Genomic DNA, 16,574 nt, shown 5'->3' with positions numbered 1-16,574 from the left:
GTACAAAAAAGCCTCCAAAACTGGAGGCTTTTTTTTATTGGGCGTTAAAAAAAGATTATAATAAATACGTTTTTATATTTTTAGGTAACATCTGTGGCCATTCAAGAAATTCGTCACCCACTTATTCGTCATAAATTAGGTTTGTTACGTCGTTCTGACATCAGTACTAAAAATTTCCGTGAGCTAGCTCAGGAAGTGACTATGTTGTTGACTTATGAAGCAACAAAAGATTTACCAGTTGTGGATTGTGAAATTAATGGATGGGCTGGAACGGTTACTACGCAGCGTATTGCTGGTAAAAAAATAACGGTTGTACCGATTTTACGTGCAGGAATTGGTATGCTGGAGGGTGTACTTAATCTAATTCCAAGTGCAAAAGTCAGTGTTCTAGGTCTTGAGCGTAATGAAGAAACCCTAGAAGTTCGTACATATTATAAAAAATTAGTTCCAGATGTCGCTAATCGTCTTGCAATGATTATCGATCCAATGCTGGCAACCGGTAATTCATTAGTTGCTGCCATTGATGTATTAAAGGCAAGTGGCTGTAAAGATATACGTGTTATGGTATTAGTTGCTGCCCCAGAAGGCGTTGCTAAAGTTGAAGCAGCTCATCCAGATGTGCAGATTTATACTGCATCTATTGATAATGGCTTAAATGAACAAGGTTATATTGTTCCTGGTTTAGGCGATGCAGGCGATAAAATTTTTGGTAGTGTCCAAAAAGACTAATTTTTGAAATAACAATAAAAAGAGACTTGATCAATCCATAGACTTTTTGAGGGCGGATTGAAAGTCTCTTTTTAATTTTCTGCTGTAACGACAGTATTGAAAAAGTAGGTAAAGATCATGAAGCAAGAATTTTATACCGGAAAAGTTAAACAATATGATCCTGAAAAAGGATTTGGTTTTATTTCGACCACTGAAGGAGATATTTTCTTTCATATTTCTGATTTCCCTGCATCCGAAGGTGAACCGAAAAGAAATGAAAAAGTGAGATTTCTTGCGGCAGACAATCAGGGGAAATTTAAAGCGATCAAGATTGAACGTGTTGACCCAAATCCTGCGAAAACCAAAAAAAATAAAATCACCGATCATAATAAAGCGATCACGTCAGAGTTGTTATCACATTTTCGACGTTAATAGAGACTCTCAATCTTCAAGGTTAGCTTGTTGTCGAGTTTAGCTGTGACGGACAGAGAAGATTGTTGATAACGTTTCGAACAAGTAAGTAATGCAAAATTAAGGGAGGCGTTAGCTTCCCTTAATTATTCTGAAGTCATAAATAATGAAATGAAAAGAATGCCGAGCCATGTGAGAATGACTCAAGATGGCACTAGACGATCAGGTCTTAAACCTGATCTTCACAGAACTGTAAGAATGCTTTGAGGCCAGGACCTTGGTATTTTTGTCGGTGTACCAGCATGTAAAGCGGGCGGGTCAGTTGCCAGAATGGTGTATCTAAAATAACGAGTTGTCCTTTTTCAATTAAAGGTTCAATAGCGAGTTTAGAGATACAAGACATTCCTAAACCACCAGCAACGATTTTCAAGATTGCTTCATTATGACCTAGGGTTAGGCGGATATTAGCGTCTGGTAAATCTTGCAATATGGCATTATCAAATACTTCACGAGTTCCCGAACCTTCTTCACGTAAAATCCATTCAACTTGATAAAAGTCATGGGCTGTTAAAGGTCGATTTAAACGTGCTAATGGATGAGTAGGGGAGCAACATACTGCAAGCTCATCATCACGCCAGTGAATACATTGGAGTTGAGGCAGATGACATGAGCCTTCGATTAATGCCAAATCAAGTTGAAACTGATTGACCGCCTCAATCATTTGGCGTGTATTGCCCACCTGTAATTGCAAGTGCGCTTTAGGATGATGCTGTAAAAAGTTCGCCATCAAATCTGGCATGAGGTAATCACTGATCGTTAGAGTTGCCCCAATACGTAAATCAATGCTTTGCAGCTCACCTTTTGCAGCTTGCTCAAATGCTTCACAGCGACCTAATATTTCGAGTGCTTGTGGCAATAGAAAACGACCAAGATCATTGAGTTGTAATCGTTTACCTAAACGATCAAATAGAGGGGCACCAAGACCATCCTCTAAATCAGCTAAAGCCATACTTGCTGCACTTTGCGTCAGTCTGACCGCATCACTGGCTTTGGTGACAGTTCCTTCTTGAGCGACTGCTACAAAAACAGCCAACTGGCGTAATGTCATGCGCATGTTTAAAAAGCCTTAACGTTTAAAAGTATTCATTATTTCGGCTGTCATGCTAACATGAGCGCACTATTTCATGCCACGTTGAAATCATGTCAATTGAAAAATTTAGCGTAGAAAAAGTTTTATCTGTACACCGCTGGACCCCAACTCTTTTTAGTTTCACCATGACTCGCCCTGCACATTTTAAATTTACGGCTGGGCAATTTGCGCGTATTGGACTGAAAGTTGGAGAAGAACTTGTTGTTCGTGCTTATTCGGTGGTGTCGTCTCCATTTGATGAAACGCTAGAATTTTTCTCGATTGTAGTGCCTGATGGTGCTTTTACCTCAAATCTTCAACATTTGAAGGTAGGTGATGAGCTTTACTTAGAAAAAATACCTTATGGTTATCTTACTTTAGCTCGCTATCAACAACCTTTACCGCATGATTTATGGTTGTTAGCTACAGGTACTGGTTTAGCCCCATTTTTGTCGATGCTGCAAGACTTCGATACATGGTCTAAATATCAAATGATTAATTTGGTTTACAGCGTACGTACTGCAGCCGAGTTAGCTTATGTCGATCGTATTCAAGAGATTGCTGAAACTTTTGGAGAAGGGCACGTCGGATTTAAATTTATTTCAATTATCACTCGCGATCCATCTGCACAGTTACATGAACGTTTGCCAGTACTGATTGAAAACGGTGAATTAGAAAAAGTTGCTGGTATAGAACTGAGCCCTGCAACAAGCCATGTCATGCTGTGTGGAAATCCACAAATGGTAGATGATACGAAAGAGGCTTTAAAACGCCGTGGTTTGACGATGAATCGTCGAGGTGAGGGAAATATTGCAGTAGAAAATTACTGGTAACAAACGACAATTAAAAGAACTTTAAAATTATTTTTATGGATATGTTTATTAATGGACAAACATATCCATAAATTCACGAATTTCGGCAATTGCACTATCTACATCACTTGAAAGCCAAGTAGGTTCAAAAAGGCCCGCATAATGTTCTAAACGGTCTTGGGGAACAACTAAGCGAACAGGACAGTCTTCTTCAAGTAAACGCCAAGGTAAAATTGGAACTTCATTGTCCAGAAAAATATTGATATTACGAATATCAACAATCATGGCATTAATACAATCGGGAAATGGCATGACTGAAAACTCTTCAGTGCGACGACGAAAATACTCCAGATCACCCCATTTGAGCTCATAACTTGGTTTATTAAATTCAATAATACCAATGAGATGTTCGTCTCTTGTCTGGTGTAGATAACATTGATGTGTGACGTCAGTGTCGAGATCAAGAGTTACGTTTTGCTGACGATACATCATAAAATAGAGTAGCTTTAAAACAAGGGGGCTTATTATAGCCTATTTTCTAAAAAGTAAGCGCTAAAACATATTGTATTACAAATAGGACATAGCCGAAGCTCATAAATAACTAGAAATTATTTTTAATCGTCTAAATTGGTGTGCGCAAATTTTATACTATTTTTGATATTTTAAAAGTAGAGTTTTGCAACCTTAGACACCTTAGCATAATGCTTTTTCACACAATGCAACAAAGCAAATTGCTATCATGAATATAAAGTTAATGATAATAGAAGAGGGGAAAGAAGATGCATGACTTTTCAAAACCACCTCATGTGACGAGTCCTGAAGAAACTGCGAAAAAAAGAAGATTGCCAGTTTACATTTTAATTATTGTTGGGCTTTTTCTTATTGCGCTTATTGTCTATATGGTTGCTGACCACAGCCAGGCTCCTAAAGAAGAAGGCGCTTTTCAATATGAGACCACACCACATGTAATTAAGGGTAGTCCTGATTTGAATTTAAAGTCCTATACGGGGTAATAAACGAATCAGTCTATCTTAATATCAAGCCTTTAGGTGTAAACCTGAAGGCTTTTTTGCAACCTTTTGCATCAATTTGTTGTATTTGTGCAGAAGTGTGTTGATTAGAAAATATTCAAAACATAATGTGAGATAGACCGCATTCATCGTCATTTTTTACAACGAATGGTGTTTCCTAGAGATAACACTGAAAAGAACAGAACAATTGAGGACATAACAATATGAATGAATTTTTTGATGGGCCTCGCGGCGCTCAATTTGATGCAATGTATTACTGGGATCAGTTTCATCCTATTCTGGCTGCAATAGTGATCTTATTAGTAGGTTGGATAATTGCTTTATTGGTAGCGGCAGGTGTGAAAAAGCTACTACAAAAAGTAAATACCAATGCAAAACTATCCTCAGCCACTGGCAGAGCCCCAAATATTGAGGGCCTGATTTCCAAGGTCGTATTCTGGTTTATCTTAATTTTAGCTGTTGTAGCGGCTCTCAATGTGCTCAACATTAGTGGAGTGAGCGGTCCATTCAGCAATATGGTGAATCAGGTACTTGTTTACATTCCAAATATTATTGCTGCTGTCGTGGTGGGTTTTATTGGTTGGATTGTTGCTCGACTGGTGCGGGCAGGGATTACCAATGTTTTATCCCGAACCCAACTCGATGATAAATTAAGTAATGAAGTGGGTGTAGGTGGAATTAGCCAAAATATTGGTGAGATTCTTTACTGGCTTGTATTGTTACTTTTCCTTCCGATTGTTCTTTCAATATTAGGACTTACAGGCTTACTCATTCCAGTTCAGAATATGGTAAATGAAGCAGTCGCTTTCTTACCAAATATCTTTATTGCGGGCGTTATCATTTTTGTTGGTTATATCTTGGCAAAAATTGTACGCGGTATTGTTGAAGGTTTAATTAATAGCTTAGGTGTTCAAGCTCAAGCTGAAAAAATTGGGCTTTTCAAAAGCTCTAATGTAGGCAAATTTTTAGGTTCATTTGTTTTTGCCATCATCATCATTACAACATTGATTGTAGCATTCGAAGCTTTAGGTATTGAGACAATTTCTCAGCCAGCGACAGCAATGTTGAATGAAATCTTGCAGGCAATTCCAAACATTATTGCAGCTGGTTTAATTTTACTGGTTGCTTATATAGTTTCTCGTTTTGTTGGACGCTTGGTCGCAGAGTTAATTGCTGGGACTGGGGTTGATGAAATTCCTGCTAAATTAGATATACAACGCTTTTTAGGCCAAACTAAAGTTTCTAGCGCTGTCGGCTGCCTAATCGTATTCTTTACCATGCTTTTTGCAGTATCTGAAGCAGCGGATCGTCTTGGTTTCGACCAAATCAGTGGTCTCATTGCAATGTTTATCCATTTCGGTGCAAACATTCTATTGGGCGCTGTAATTTTAGTAATTGGTTTCTGGCTAGCAAATGTTGTGGCGAATGTGGTTCAACGTGGTGAATATAATAGCTCACGTTGGTTAGGCAGTTTAGTTCGTGTTTTAATTATTGGTCTTGTACTTGCGCTTGGTTTAAGAGCGATGGGTATTGCCGATTCAATTGTTAATCTTGCATTTGGTTTGACTCTAGGTGCGGTTGCAGTAGCTTTCGCTCTTGCATTCGGTTTAGGTGGTCGCCAACCAGCAGAACGACTTTTAACTGACTTGCTGGATAAAGCTAAAAAAGAAGCGAATCAACCAAATCCTCTTTATCAACCACCTTCTAGTACGAGTAGTGCGGCTCCGGCTACAACTACATCTACTCCAGCCACAACTACATCTACACCAACGACTCCACCATCAACAGTTTCATCTGATGCAAAACCGGCTGATTCTGCGCAAGTAAATCCAGCACAACCGCCAGTGAATAAACCGTTTGGCTCTACAGGCGAAAATGATGAAATTTAAGGGAATTAAATTAAATTTCAGATAAACAGTACAAAAAATCTTTGATTTTTGTGATAAGTTCGACCACTCTATATTGAGTGGTCGTTCTTTTTTGACCGTTATAAAAACAAATAAGTGAGGAAAATACGATGAAAAAACCAGGTCGTTTTTTAGCACCAATTGTCATTGCCGGAATTACGGTAGGGTTTTTAGCGAGTGCTTATAAATTTGTATTTAGTAAGTCGGAAAGCTCAAAACAAACTACTTCTCAGCCAAGAGATACTGAGACCGCTTCAAATAGTTCAAAAAATTCAAATTAGCTTATACATATTGGGCAGCAGCATAGGCAGAAGACCAGGCCCATTGGAAGTTATAACCTCCTAAATGTCCCGTAACATCGAGTACTTCGCCAACAAAAAATAGCCCTTTCTGCTTTTTACTTTCCATGGTTTTGGAAGATACTTCTGTTGTATCTATTCCACCTAAAGTAACTTCAGCGGTACGATATCCTTCTGTGCCAGAGGGTTTAACTGCAAAGCCATGTAATTGCTCGGCAATATAATCTAGTTGTACATCACTGATATTACCAATCGCTGTTTCGCTCTGCTCTGGCCATATGAGTTGTTGTAACTCTTGGATAATACTTTTGGCAGTAAACTCATTAAGAAGGGTACGTAATAAAACTTTAGGCTGTGCTTTCTTTTTATCTTTTAAATAGGTTGCTAAATCTTGGCTTGGGAAAAAGTCAATTTTAAAACTTTCTCCTGAATTCCAATAGTTCGAAAGCTGTAAAGAACTTGGTCCACTCAAGCCACGGTGGGTAAATAATAACGCTTCAGTAAAGCTATTTTTTGAATTGCTTAACGTTACATCGAGGGCATTACCACTTAAGCGTGTGGTGACTTCTTTAATATGATCTGAAAAAGTAAATGGAACTAAACCTGCACGAGTTGGGAAAACCTGATGTCCAAATTTTTGTGCCAGTTCGTAGCCAAAACCAGAACCGCCTAATGTTGGAATCGATAAGCCCCCAGTGGCAATAACTAAAGAATCACAAGTGTAATGCCCTTGATTGGTGTTTAGTGAAAATCCACCTTTTTCTAAGGGTGTAATTTGACTAACTTCGCAATGGGTTTGCATATCCACATTTTTAGTTTTATTACACTCATTCACAAGCATTTCTAAAATTTCTTTAGCGCCGTTTAGCGTAAATAATTGCCCGTGTTTACGTTCTTCATAAGCAATTTTATAATCGCATACCAAACCGATAAAGTCCCAGTTGCTATAACGCGACAGGGCAGAAATAACAAAGTGCGGATTGTGAGAAATATAGTTTTCAGGTTCGACATACAAGTTGGTAAAGTTACACTTACCGCCGCCTGACATTAAAATCTTTTTACCAATTTTATTGGCTTTTTCTAAAATTAGAACCGAGCGTCCGCGTTTAGCAGCATGTGCAGCCAACATGAGTCCAGAAGCACCTGCACCTAAGACAATGACATCGACATGACTGTTAGACATAAGAGATTCTCGATTAATCGTGAAAATTTAAAAGGGGCATATACTACCATGCTGAGCCTTAGTCATGCTAAAGACATTTGCCACGATCGTGAACAATCCGTCCTAAAAACTCATAAGTTATTGATGTGATGTATTTCTTATATCTGCCTGTAAACCACCAGAATGAATTGCCAAAATGCGAGTTCCTTCAGGGAAGTAATTAGTTTTCATAAGGTCAAACAGACCGAACATCATTTTCCCCGTATAGATCGGTTCAAGGGGTACAGCGTATTGCTCTTCAAAGTTTTGGATAAATGCCAATAGCTCAAGTGAAGTTTTCGCATAACCACCGCAGCAATAAGCATCTGTCAGCGTCCAATTTTGCTTTTTGGTCCACTGCCGAATTTCTTGTTGTAAAAAGTCACCTTTTAAAGCCGAAAATCCTAAAACTTTTTGATGAGATGCACTTCGTTCAATGAGCCCCGAAATCGTTCCACCAGTTCCAACTGCACAGCAAACCACATCATAGTTTTGCAAATCACTTTGACTGAGAATTTCCTGACAACCTTGCACTGCTAGCTCATTAGAACCGCCTTCAGGAATAATGTAAGTTTCAGGAAATTGATTGTGCAATTGTTGAAGGTAGTTCGCATCCTCTCTCAAACGATATTCACTGCGCGAGACAAAATGTAAATGCATTCCTAAGCTTTGGGCTTTTGCTAAGGTTGGATTGAGAGGTTTGCTCGCTAATTCTTCACCACGAATAACGCCTACACTTTTTAAGCCAAAAAGATGAGCTGCATAAGCGGTTGCCGCAATATGATTTGAATAGGCCCCTCCAAAAGTCAAAATACTTGATAAATTTTGCTGCTTTGCCGCAAGCAAATTGTATTTTAATTTGAAAAATTTATTACCCGAGATTTGAGGGTGAATTAGATCTAACCGCTTAATGTCGAGATGCAAGGGATAGGGGAGTTGAATATGTTGATGAGGAACTGATTGAGCAATGTGATCAAACATTAGAAATTGAGAAAATAATGATTGATCACATTGTAGCTTTTTAAAGAGAACTTTAAAAAGCTGTTTACGAATTTGTATCCACAGAAGTAACCACTGACATGCCAGGACGTAAATGTTCCATCCCTTCCTGATTTGGATCAATGGTAATACGTACGGCAATCCGTTGAACAACTTTGGTAAAGTTACCTGTTGCATTGTCAGGTTTTAACACACTGAATTCAGAACCTGCAGCAGGTGAAATTTGCTCAACATGTCCTGTAAATTTTTTATGTTTCATTGCATCGACTGTAAACCACGCCTTTTGACCAATCCGCATATTGGCAATTTGGGTTTCTTTGAAATTGGCAATCACCCAAGTTTGCTGTGGAATGAGGTAGAGTAATTGTGACCCAGCTGCAACATATTGCCCAACACGAGGGTTCACCTCACCAAGTTGGCCGTCCATCGGGGCAACAATGACGCTATAGTCTTTGGTGGTTTGCGCTTGGTCTAATTGAGCCTTAGCACTTGAAACTTGTGCTTCCAAACCTGCTTTTGCAACTTGTGCTGTTTTTAGCGCTTCATTTGCAACTAAAACATTGGCTTCTGCCTGTTTAAGGGCGGCAAGGTTATTTTCCGCATCTGCTGCGGCTTTATCTTGCTCAGATTTAGAAGCCGCGCCACTATTTCCTAACTGTTGATAGCGTCTAAGCTGTGCTAAAGAAAGTTCATATTGAGCTCTTGCTTGATCTACTTTGGCTTGGGCAGCCACAATATCAGCTTGTTTTTGAGCAATAGATTGGGTTTGATTGGCTAAAGTATTTTTAGCTTGTTCAACACCCGATGCCGCTTGTGTTACTTTTTGATCATAAGTGGTGGCATCAATATGCATGAGCACTTGACCCTTTTTAACATGATCAAAGTCCTTAACGACTACATCTTTAACGTAGCCGTTAATTTGTGACGATAAAATTGTTGTTTTCCCTTTGACATAACTGTTGTCAGTTTGCTGAACACTTGTTGCAAAAGGTCCGATTCTCCATGCCCATAAAATCACTAAAATACCGACTATGAGAACAACCAACATCCACAGTAAGGTTGAACGTTTTGTCGGAATCAGTTTACTTGCAGGTGCAGGTGCAGGTGCAGGTGCAGGTGCAGGTGTTGGCTCGTTGGCGGGTGCCTGAGCTGGTGTTGGTTCCGGTTTGTTTTGATCATCTGACATATATCAATCTCAATTTCTATTTCATCAAATATGAGAGCCGTTAAGGACGGCTAATTCCTTTGCGTTGGAGATATTTGCTACGTGCAATATTAAATCCACCCCATAAAAGCAGTGCGACGGCAAAAATACCATTTAAAGCAATAACATCATTGTAGGCGCGTACTTGAGCTTCACGAGTGACCACTTGATTAAGTGAGCGCATGGATTGAGCTGTTTGTAATGCTGGGTCAGTCGTAGTAATTGATGCACTGCGTTGATAGGTAGAGAGTCTTTGAGCGACTAAAGGGTCTGCTTGTTCTAAATCTTTAATAATCTCGGCTTGATAGTTTTGCGTACGATGTTGTTGGTAGGTCGAAAAGAAAGATGACCCGACCAAACCACCAAAAGTTTGGGTAGCAGAGAATAATACGATAAAGGTCACAACGTAAGATGGACCTTTAGCTAAGGTTTGAGCAAAGCCAATAAGAAGTAAGGGTCCAATAAATAAACCGCCAGCAAAACCGACTAAGAACTGACTTGCAAAGAAGTTCACAGGCCGAACATCACTGGTTAAGTGATAATCTAATCCACATGCAACCAGAATGAGGAACTCTGCAAAAAGTAAGTGGAAGATAATTCGTTCACGTGAAAAAGTAAGTGCACTAAAAAGTGTGCCGCTTAAAATTCCAACCAATATAACAACGTAAAGGGGAACAAACTGGTCAGGGCCCATTCCCATTGTTTTTAAGAAGTTAACAGCTGCATAGCTTTGTTCAGACATTAAAAGTCGAATTGCAAAAGCACCAAAGATAAATCTTAATGTAGAAGACGCGCCTAACCAGCGTGTCATAATTAATGGATTGGCACGGTAGTGTTCGTAGAGTAAACCTAGAACAACTAAGCTAAAACCGGCAATTAATACATAAGCAAGCCATTCACTATTAAACCACCATAAAATTGGACCTTGGGTCAACACAATACATAAACATGCGAAACCGGGAGCCAATAAGGCAAATGTAAAGAAATCTTGCTTCTCAAAAACATAAATTCTTAAGCTACGTGGTAATTTCAATGAAACGACCATGGCTAAACAACAAAGTGCTAAGCCGAGCTCAAAGGTGTAAAGAACAGACCAACTGTCTGTACTGACAAGAAATGGAGAAATAATCCAAGCTAACGGTACGCCAAGTTGCTGAAAGCCGAAGGCGATATATATTCCTTTTGCCATGTCTGCTTTTTTAAAGGCTTGCATGGTGTAATACATACCTAGAGAACTTAACGGTGCGCCAGCTAAACCCGCCACGACCCGAGCGAAGAGGGCCATTTCGTAGGTATGTACAAAAATATGTAAGACAAGCACTGCAATAAAAATGACAAGCCCTATTTCTGAAAATACTCTTAAACCATACTGTTGTCTGGCTTTAAATAAAATCAGGTTTGAGCTGACATTTGCCATAACATAGGCGGCAGGGAGCCAAGCAGCTTCAGAAGGGGTTAATCCATATTCACCTTGAATTAAAGGTAAATTTGCCGTAATAAAACCATTACTTAAGCTTGCTGAAAGCGCCACAAATAAACCAATAAAGAAGTAAATAAACCGCTTAGGTACAGAGTGTGCAATAGCTGCCGGTGAACCAGGAAGAGTCGGTTGTTCTTCTGGTGTCCAGTCGGGTGGTGTTTCTAAATAACGAGGCGTTTTACTCATTCTATCCCTCGAATTTTTTGTATTTGAATACCATGAAATAGTAATTCAATTGCTCGTTTTGCTAAGCGAGTTTGTTCTTCTGGCTCATGTCCTTGAAATGAAGAACCCAACATTGCGGTGACCATTGCATAGTCATCAGCAGTTAGATCAGCTCGGCACAGTTTTTGTTCTATCGCATTTTCAATCAGTGGGTTAAGTGCATTATTTCGCCGTTCATAAATTTTTAACATAATTGGGTCTTGTCGATCAATGACTCTCCAAAAATCTTGCAAAATTGAGAGTTTAGGAAGTTGCCCAATATGTCCTTCAATTAAACGAAATAAACCGTCTTCGAATTGTTGAAAATGAGCTGCTTTTTGCTCTAACTGTGTAATCGCACGTTCTAATAGCGCGTTAATTAAAGCTTTACGATCACCAAAATTACGATAAAACGTTGCTCTTCCTACACCAGCGTGGTCAATCACAACTTGTAAGGGCACATTAATGCCATGAATACGGAAACATTCTTCGGCTGCATTGAGTAATTCATCCCGATTATGGGCAGCAATTTTTTGACGTTTACTCATGTCATCAATTGGGGAGTTTTAAAGGCTATATATTTAACGGACATTTTTGTCCGTTGTGAAGATATAAATTGTAAAAACATGAAAATTCAATTTTCATCATTTATATCTTCACCATTTTTATATGCGTCATAAAAAGCTGTTAGAATACCGCGCAATTGCGTGATGCTAGGTCAATACAATGTTTGAGTCCCTTATTCCTCTTTTTTCAATTGCGATGGCATTGATGCTTGGAGCAATAAGCCCTGGGCCAAGCTTTATTTATGTGGCACAAAATTCAATTTCTAAATCACGCAAACATGGTTTGTTTACAGCGTTAGGAACAGGGACGGGCGCGGCTCTGTTTGGATTTTTAGCTGTTATGGGATTGCAAGCAGTTTTATTGGCTGTACCTTCAGCATATTTAATTTTAAAAATTGGTGGTGGGCTTTATTTGCTTTGGCTTGCTTTTAAAATTATTAAACACGCCAAAGAACCAATTGCCATGGAAAATGATGGCAAATCAAAAATGACTTATAAACAAGCCTATCGATATGGTTTGATTACTCAGTTAAGTAATCCAAAAATTGCAGTTGTGCTAGCGAGTGTATTTACAGCTTTACTGCCGAAAGAAATTCCAAATTATTATTACGTCGCATTACCAATTATTTGTTTCATGATTGATGCGGGTTGGTACTCGTGTGTGGCAATGCTCTTATCTTCAGAGAAGCCTAGAAAAATGTATTTAAAGGCAAAAACTGGCGTTGACCGCGTAGCTGGAAGTATTGTGAGTGTATTAGGCTTAAAGTTAATTTTCTTCAAATGATAAGTCTTTAATTAAAATATCTAAAAAATCCAAAGCCAGCTATTTATAGTCTGGCTTTATTTTTGTGTAAAATATATACAAATTAAAATATCTTTTTTAGTCATTAAACACTTAAAAAGTGGTAACTTAATAAATAAAACAAAAAGAAATGAGGTTCACGTTATGAAAAAACTAATGGTGAGCATTTCTGTAGTTTTTCTCATCTTAACTACAGGATGTGAGATGAGAACGATGAGCAAGCAACCTCCAGCAAATGAGCGGAGCATGAGTATTGTTGGTACTCCTGTTCATGAAAAGGATTACAAAATTTCCGATCTACAAGCGAATAATCATGAGCAATCTAACTATTAGGTTGCTTGCTGGATTCGTCACTTACTGTATTTTGAATATGGTAAATGCATGTGAACCTGCTTCTTTAGATTGGGAGCTTTTTCAGGAAAAATATGATTTAAATCATGATGGAATGTACAGCCTAAAAGAATTTCAACGTGTTGAAGATTTCTATCCTTATAACTGGCCGAGCGATAAACGTTTTCAAGGTGAAAACAAGCAAACAGAGCTATTTCATTATCTAGATGAAAATAAGAATGGTTATTTAACACAGGAGGAGCTAGGAAACATACATGTTTTATTTAATAACCCTTGTGAAGGGTGGCCGTGGTCATAATTTGAAAGCACTGGCTTGCTAAATTTATTTAATATTTTGGTTCACTCAGTTCTAAATTTCTAAAATAAAAAAGCTTCCAATTTAGGAAGCTTTTTTATTAAGGTAGATTAAGACACTTTATTGCCTGGTTTCGCGCCTGTATCTGGAGAAATAATGAAAATACCTTCACCATTTCCAGCAGCTAGTACCATACCATTTGAAATACCAAAACGCATTTTACGTGGTGCAAGGTTAGCAACCATAACCACTAATTTACCTTTTAGGTCTTCTGGAGCGTATTGGCTACGAATACCACTAAATACATTGCGTGGTTCAGCTTCACCAACGTCTAGCGTCAGTTGAAGTAATTTATCTGAACCTTCAACTGTACCTGCTTCAACGACCTGAGCAACACGCAAGTCAACTTTTAAGAAGTCTTCGATACCGATAACTTCAGCTTCACCCACTGCTGGAGCCGGGGCAGCTTTTTTCTCGGCAGCTTTGTCCTTTTTCGCCGTTGCTTTAGTTGCTTCTGGAGCAGGAGTACCTAAAGACTCTTTAGAAGCATCCACCATTGCTGCAACAGCTTTTGGATCAACACGTTGCATGAGTGGTTGGAACTGTGCAATTTCATGGCTTACAAGAATGTGTTTACGTGATTCGAAATTGAAGCTTTCAAGTTTTAAGAAACTTTGAACTTGCTCAGCCAAAGTTGGAAGAACAGGAGCTAAGTACACAGCTAATTGACGGAACAAGTTGATACCAACTGAGCACACATCAAGAACTTGTTGTTCTTGACCTTCTTGCTTAGCAAGAGCCCATGGCTTTTTCTCATCAATATATTGGTTTGCACGGTCAGCAAGCGCCATAATTTCACGAATAGCCATTGAGAATTCACGTGCTTCATATGCGCTAGCGATTGAATCACCTGCATCAATAAAACTTTGTACCAATTCAGGTTCTGCACATTTAGCAGATAAAGTATTGTTAAAGTTACTGTTGATAAATTTAGCGCAACGACTAGCAATATTAACGACTTTACCGACTAAGTCAGAGTTTACTTTTTGAATAAAATCATCAAGATTTAAATCAGAGTCTTCAACTTTATCTGACAGTTTAGAGGCAAAGTAGTAGCGTAAATATTCTGGGTTTAAATGTTGTAAATAGGTCTCAGCTTTAATAAAAGTACCGCGAGACTTAGACATTTTTTGTCCGTTCACAGTTAAGAAACCATTTACAAAAAGACCAGTTGGAGTGCGATAGTTTGCACCATCTAACATGGCTGGCCAGAACAATGCATGGAAATAAACAATGTCTTTACCAATGAAATGATAAACATCGTTTTGACTGTCTTTTTTCCAGAAATCATCAAAGTTTAAATCTGGTCGTTTAGTTTTGATGTAATTTTCAAAACTAGACATATAACCGATTGGTGCATCTACCCAAACATAGAAGTATTTATTTGGGGCATCTGGAATCTCAAAACCAAAGTAAGGGGCATCACGAGAAATATCCCAATCTGCTAAACCTGCTTCAAACCATTCATCAAGTTTGTTGGCAATCGAGACAGGTAAGCGACCTTCATCACGGGTCCATTTCTGTAAATACTCAGCGAAGTTTGGCAATTTAAAGAAATAGTGATCTGAAGATTTTTCAACTGGTGTTGCACCACTTAAAGTTGAACGTGGGTTAAGCAACTCAGTTGCATTATAGGTTGTACCACAGACTTCACATGAGTCGCCGTATTGATCTTCTGACTTACATTTCGGGCATGTACCTTTAATGAAACGGTCAGACAAGAACATGCCTTTTTCTGGATCAAATAATTGAGTTACAGGGCGAACTGCAATATTTCCAGCTTCACGGTTTTTAATATAGATATCTGTTGAACGTGCTTTATTGGCATCGCTATGAGTTGAATCATAGTGATCGAAATGTACACCGAAGCCATCAAAATCACGGATGTGTTCTTTTTGAACATTCGCAATTTGTTCTTCTGGGCTAATACCGTTTGCCTCAGCACGTAGCATGATGGCAGTACCATGAGCATCATCCGCACATACGTAAGTCACATCATGACCCATTGCCCGCATGGCACGAACCCAGATATCTGCCTGGATGTAACCGAGTAAATGACCCATATGAATTGGGCCATTAGCATAAGGGAGGGCATTAGTGACTAAAATTTTACGCACGGATTTCATTCTCTCATTCGTATTTATAAGGTGGAAGATTTTAACTGATGAAGGAGGAAAAACAAAGCAACGCTTTGTCTGACTGCAAGACGAGAGTTACGCTCAATTGGCGGGATAAGCAAACATTAATAAACTTTGTCCGTATAAAAAGCGAGAGCTATGTTTGAATAGCGAGATAATAATCTTTGTGAGGGGGCAAGCGGAATTTGTAAAAATCGAATTTTAAAGTGAGAAGTTGTTTCTCTTTAGAACAGATAAACAAATCGAAAAATATTTGAATCTTCCTGTATTGTCTTTGTTTCAAATTGCAGTTACGGTCAGAAAATAAGCCATAACGATGTATAACTAATAACTTATTCAGGTAATTTTTTAATTAACTATGAGGATAACAACGATGACTACTGAAAATAAATTAGATGATTTAAAGGCAAAAGCGGCAGATGCAAAAGTTCAAGGTGAGAAAACTTTGGATGATTTAAAAGAAAATGTAAAAGAGAAGCAAGCTACTGGTAAAGAAGTAGTTGAAGATAAAGTAGACCAATTAAAGGCAAAAGCAGCCGATGTAAAAGCCCAAGGTGAAAAAGCTTTAGATGATTTAAAAGAAAATGTAAAAGAGAAACAGGCTGCTGGTAAAGAAGCGGTTGAAGATAAAGCACATGATTTGAAAGGCAAACTTGAAGATGCTCAGCACACTCTGCAAGATAAATTCGATCATTTACGTACTGAAGCAAGCCATAAACTTGATGATGCCAAAGCCAAAGCAGCGGAGCTAAAAGATGAGGCTGCAACAAAATTTGATGAGTTAAAAACTCAAGCAACGGCAAAATTTGATGAGTTGAAGAAAACGGCAACCGATAAGTTAAATAAATTGAAAAATCATGATTCTGCTGAATAAGTTGATTTAAGCTAAAATCTGCACTCCTGACCTAAAAGATGAGATTTGAAGTGAGTAATTATTCATCCCAAGGTGAGCGAGTGCGGACCAATACTGTTACACT

18 protein-coding genes are annotated in these 16,574 nt (G+C 38.5%); 10 read left to right on the top strand and 8 right to left on the bottom strand.

Annotated features, from left to right (window positions below; all coding sequences use genetic code 11):
• Positions 1-93 precede the first annotated feature (93 nt).
• The gene (upp, locus tag OD757_RS16220) at positions 94-729 is read left to right on the top strand and encodes a uracil phosphoribosyltransferase (protein ID WP_009393950.1); all 636 of its coding nucleotides are present in this window, start codon (positions 94-96) and stop codon (positions 727-729) included.
• A gap of 117 nt (positions 730-846) precedes the next feature.
• The gene (locus OD757_RS16215) at positions 847-1,140 is read left to right on the top strand and encodes a cold shock domain-containing protein (protein WP_009393933.1); all 294 of its coding nucleotides are present in this window, start codon (positions 847-849) and stop codon (positions 1,138-1,140) included.
• Positions 1,141-1,348: 208 nt separating this feature from the next.
• Here the strand turns inward: OD757_RS16215 and gigC are convergent, their stop codons facing one another.
• Positions 1,349-2,233: a LysR family transcriptional regulator GigC gene (gigC, locus tag OD757_RS16210; RefSeq protein WP_263032499.1), complete on the bottom strand. Its 885-nt coding sequence runs from the start codon at positions 2,231-2,233 to the stop codon at positions 1,349-1,351.
• 86 nt (positions 2,234-2,319) lie between these two features.
• Here gigC and OD757_RS16205 point away from each other — a divergent pair, with 86 nt between their 5' ends.
• Positions 2,320-3,081, top strand: coding sequence for a ferredoxin--NADP reductase (locus tag OD757_RS16205; protein ID WP_263032498.1), 762 nt, complete (start codon positions 2,320-2,322; stop codon positions 3,079-3,081).
• Between the two features lie 48 nt (positions 3,082-3,129).
• On the opposite strand, the gene OD757_RS16200 is transcribed toward OD757_RS16205, so the two are convergent.
• Positions 3,130-3,549 carry a hypothetical protein gene (locus tag OD757_RS16200; RefSeq protein WP_009393815.1) on the bottom strand — a complete coding sequence of 140 codons (420 nt, stop codon included), beginning with the start codon at positions 3,547-3,549 and terminating at the stop codon, positions 3,130-3,132.
• A 290-nt stretch (positions 3,550-3,839) separates the two neighbouring features.
• Here OD757_RS16200 and OD757_RS16195 point away from each other — a divergent pair, with 290 nt between their 5' ends.
• From OD757_RS16195 to OD757_RS16185, 3 genes are all read left to right on the top strand, one after another.
• On the top strand, positions 3,840-4,073 hold the full coding sequence (locus tag OD757_RS16195; protein WP_263032497.1) for a hypothetical protein: 234 nt from the start codon (positions 3,840-3,842) through the stop codon (positions 4,071-4,073).
• A 221-nt stretch (positions 4,074-4,294) separates the two neighbouring features.
• Complete coding sequence (locus tag OD757_RS16190; protein ID WP_009393900.1) at positions 4,295-5,980, top strand: mechanosensitive ion channel; 1,686 nt, start codon at positions 4,295-4,297, stop codon at positions 5,978-5,980.
• A gap of 128 nt (positions 5,981-6,108) precedes the next feature.
• On the top strand, positions 6,109-6,279 hold the full coding sequence (locus OD757_RS16185; protein ID WP_263032496.1) for a hypothetical protein: 171 nt from the start codon (positions 6,109-6,111) through the stop codon (positions 6,277-6,279).
• 1 nt (position 6,280) lies between these two features.
• Here OD757_RS16185 and OD757_RS16180 read toward each other — a convergent pair whose 3' ends face one another.
• The 5 genes from OD757_RS16180 to OD757_RS16160 form a co-directional block, all read right to left on the bottom strand.
• Positions 6,281-7,480, bottom strand: a complete 1,200-nt coding sequence (locus OD757_RS16180) for an NAD(P)/FAD-dependent oxidoreductase (RefSeq protein WP_263032495.1) — start codon at positions 7,478-7,480, stop codon at positions 6,281-6,283.
• Positions 7,481-7,597: 117 nt separating this feature from the next.
• Entirely contained in the window at positions 7,598-8,479 is an 882-nt protein-coding gene (locus OD757_RS16175) for a 1-aminocyclopropane-1-carboxylate deaminase/D-cysteine desulfhydrase (RefSeq protein WP_263032494.1), read from the bottom strand.
• 64 nt (positions 8,480-8,543) lie between these two features.
• Positions 8,544-9,683 (bottom strand): HlyD family secretion protein, encoded by a 1,140-nt coding sequence (locus tag OD757_RS16170; RefSeq protein ID WP_263032493.1) that lies wholly within the window; start codon positions 9,681-9,683, stop codon positions 8,544-8,546.
• A gap of 40 nt (positions 9,684-9,723) precedes the next feature.
• Positions 9,724-11,367 (bottom strand): MFS transporter, encoded by a 1,644-nt coding sequence (locus OD757_RS16165; protein WP_263032492.1) that lies wholly within the window; start codon positions 11,365-11,367, stop codon positions 9,724-9,726.
• A complete protein-coding gene (locus tag OD757_RS16160; RefSeq protein ID WP_263032491.1) occupies positions 11,364-11,933 on the bottom strand; it encodes a TetR/AcrR family transcriptional regulator in 570 nt (189 codons plus the stop codon). Before OD757_RS16160 ends, OD757_RS16165 begins: the two co-directional genes overlap by 4 nt.
• Positions 11,934-12,111: 178 nt before the next feature.
• Here OD757_RS16160 and OD757_RS16155 point away from each other — a divergent pair, with 178 nt between their 5' ends.
• From OD757_RS16155 to OD757_RS16145, 3 genes are all read left to right on the top strand, one after another.
• On the top strand, positions 12,112-12,735 hold the full coding sequence (locus tag OD757_RS16155) for a LysE family translocator (RefSeq protein WP_009393869.1): 624 nt from the start codon (positions 12,112-12,114) through the stop codon (positions 12,733-12,735).
• A 162-nt stretch (positions 12,736-12,897) separates the two neighbouring features.
• Positions 12,898-13,086, top strand: coding sequence for an NF038215 family lipoprotein (locus OD757_RS16150; RefSeq protein WP_263032490.1), 189 nt, complete (start codon positions 12,898-12,900; stop codon positions 13,084-13,086).
• Entirely contained in the window at positions 13,067-13,402 is a 336-nt protein-coding gene (locus OD757_RS16145; protein ID WP_263032489.1) for a calcium-binding protein, read from the top strand. The genes OD757_RS16150 and OD757_RS16145 overlap by 20 nt, the downstream gene beginning before the upstream one ends.
• A 107-nt stretch (positions 13,403-13,509) precedes the next feature.
• Here OD757_RS16145 and metG read toward each other — a convergent pair whose 3' ends face one another.
• Positions 13,510-15,576: a methionine--tRNA ligase gene (gene metG, locus OD757_RS16140; RefSeq protein WP_263032558.1), complete on the bottom strand. Its 2,067-nt coding sequence runs from the start codon at positions 15,574-15,576 to the stop codon at positions 13,510-13,512.
• A gap of 394 nt (positions 15,577-15,970) precedes the next feature.
• Between metG and OD757_RS16135 the strand changes: the two genes are divergently transcribed.
• Entirely contained in the window at positions 15,971-16,471 is a 501-nt protein-coding gene (locus OD757_RS16135; RefSeq protein ID WP_263032488.1) for a hypothetical protein, read from the top strand.
• The last annotated feature ends 103 nt before the right edge of the window (positions 16,472-16,574 follow it).

Source organism: Acinetobacter sp. AYS6 (assembly GCF_025630795.1).
GTDB lineage: Bacteria > Pseudomonadota > Gammaproteobacteria > Pseudomonadales > Moraxellaceae > Acinetobacter.
Note: the sequence above shows the minus strand (reverse complement) of the source record. Positions and strands in the feature narration are given on the sequence as shown.

Bases quoted from the DNA above. Each gene is read 5' to 3' on its own strand.
- OD757_RS16215 (WP_009393933.1), top strand. From the start codon at position 847: ATGAAGCAAGAATTTTATACCGGAAAAGTTAAACAATATGATCCTGAA.
- gigC (WP_263032499.1), bottom strand. From the start codon at position 2,233: ATGCGCATGACATTACGCCAGTTGGCTGTTTTTGTAGCAGTCGCTCAA.
- OD757_RS16205 (WP_263032498.1), top strand. From the start codon at position 2,320: ATGTCAATTGAAAAATTTAGCGTAGAAAAAGTTTTATCTGTACACCGC.
- OD757_RS16200 (WP_009393815.1), bottom strand. From the start codon at position 3,549: ATGTATCGTCAGCAAAACGTAACTCTTGATCTCGACACTGACGTCACA.
- OD757_RS16195 (WP_263032497.1), top strand. From the start codon at position 3,840: ATGCATGACTTTTCAAAACCACCTCATGTGACGAGTCCTGAAGAAACT.
- OD757_RS16190 (WP_009393900.1), top strand. From the start codon at position 4,295: ATGAATGAATTTTTTGATGGGCCTCGCGGCGCTCAATTTGATGCAATG.
- OD757_RS16185 (WP_263032496.1), top strand. From the start codon at position 6,109: ATGAAAAAACCAGGTCGTTTTTTAGCACCAATTGTCATTGCCGGAATT.
- OD757_RS16180 (WP_263032495.1), bottom strand. From the start codon at position 7,480: ATGTCTAACAGTCATGTCGATGTCATTGTCTTAGGTGCAGGTGCTTCT.
- OD757_RS16175 (WP_263032494.1), bottom strand. From the start codon at position 8,479: ATGTTTGATCACATTGCTCAATCAGTTCCTCATCAACATATTCAACTC.
- OD757_RS16170 (WP_263032493.1), bottom strand. From the start codon at position 9,683: ATGTCAGATGATCAAAACAAACCGGAACCAACACCAGCTCAGGCACCC.
- OD757_RS16165 (WP_263032492.1), bottom strand. From the start codon at position 11,367: ATGAGTAAAACGCCTCGTTATTTAGAAACACCACCCGACTGGACACCA.
- OD757_RS16160 (WP_263032491.1), bottom strand. From the start codon at position 11,933: ATGAGTAAACGTCAAAAAATTGCTGCCCATAATCGGGATGAATTACTC.
- OD757_RS16155 (WP_009393869.1), top strand. From the start codon at position 12,112: ATGTTTGAGTCCCTTATTCCTCTTTTTTCAATTGCGATGGCATTGATG.
- OD757_RS16150 (WP_263032490.1), top strand. From the start codon at position 12,898: ATGAAAAAACTAATGGTGAGCATTTCTGTAGTTTTTCTCATCTTAACT.
- OD757_RS16145 (WP_263032489.1), top strand. From the start codon at position 13,067: ATGAGCAATCTAACTATTAGGTTGCTTGCTGGATTCGTCACTTACTGT.
- OD757_RS16135 (WP_263032488.1), top strand. From the start codon at position 15,971: ATGACTACTGAAAATAAATTAGATGATTTAAAGGCAAAAGCGGCAGAT.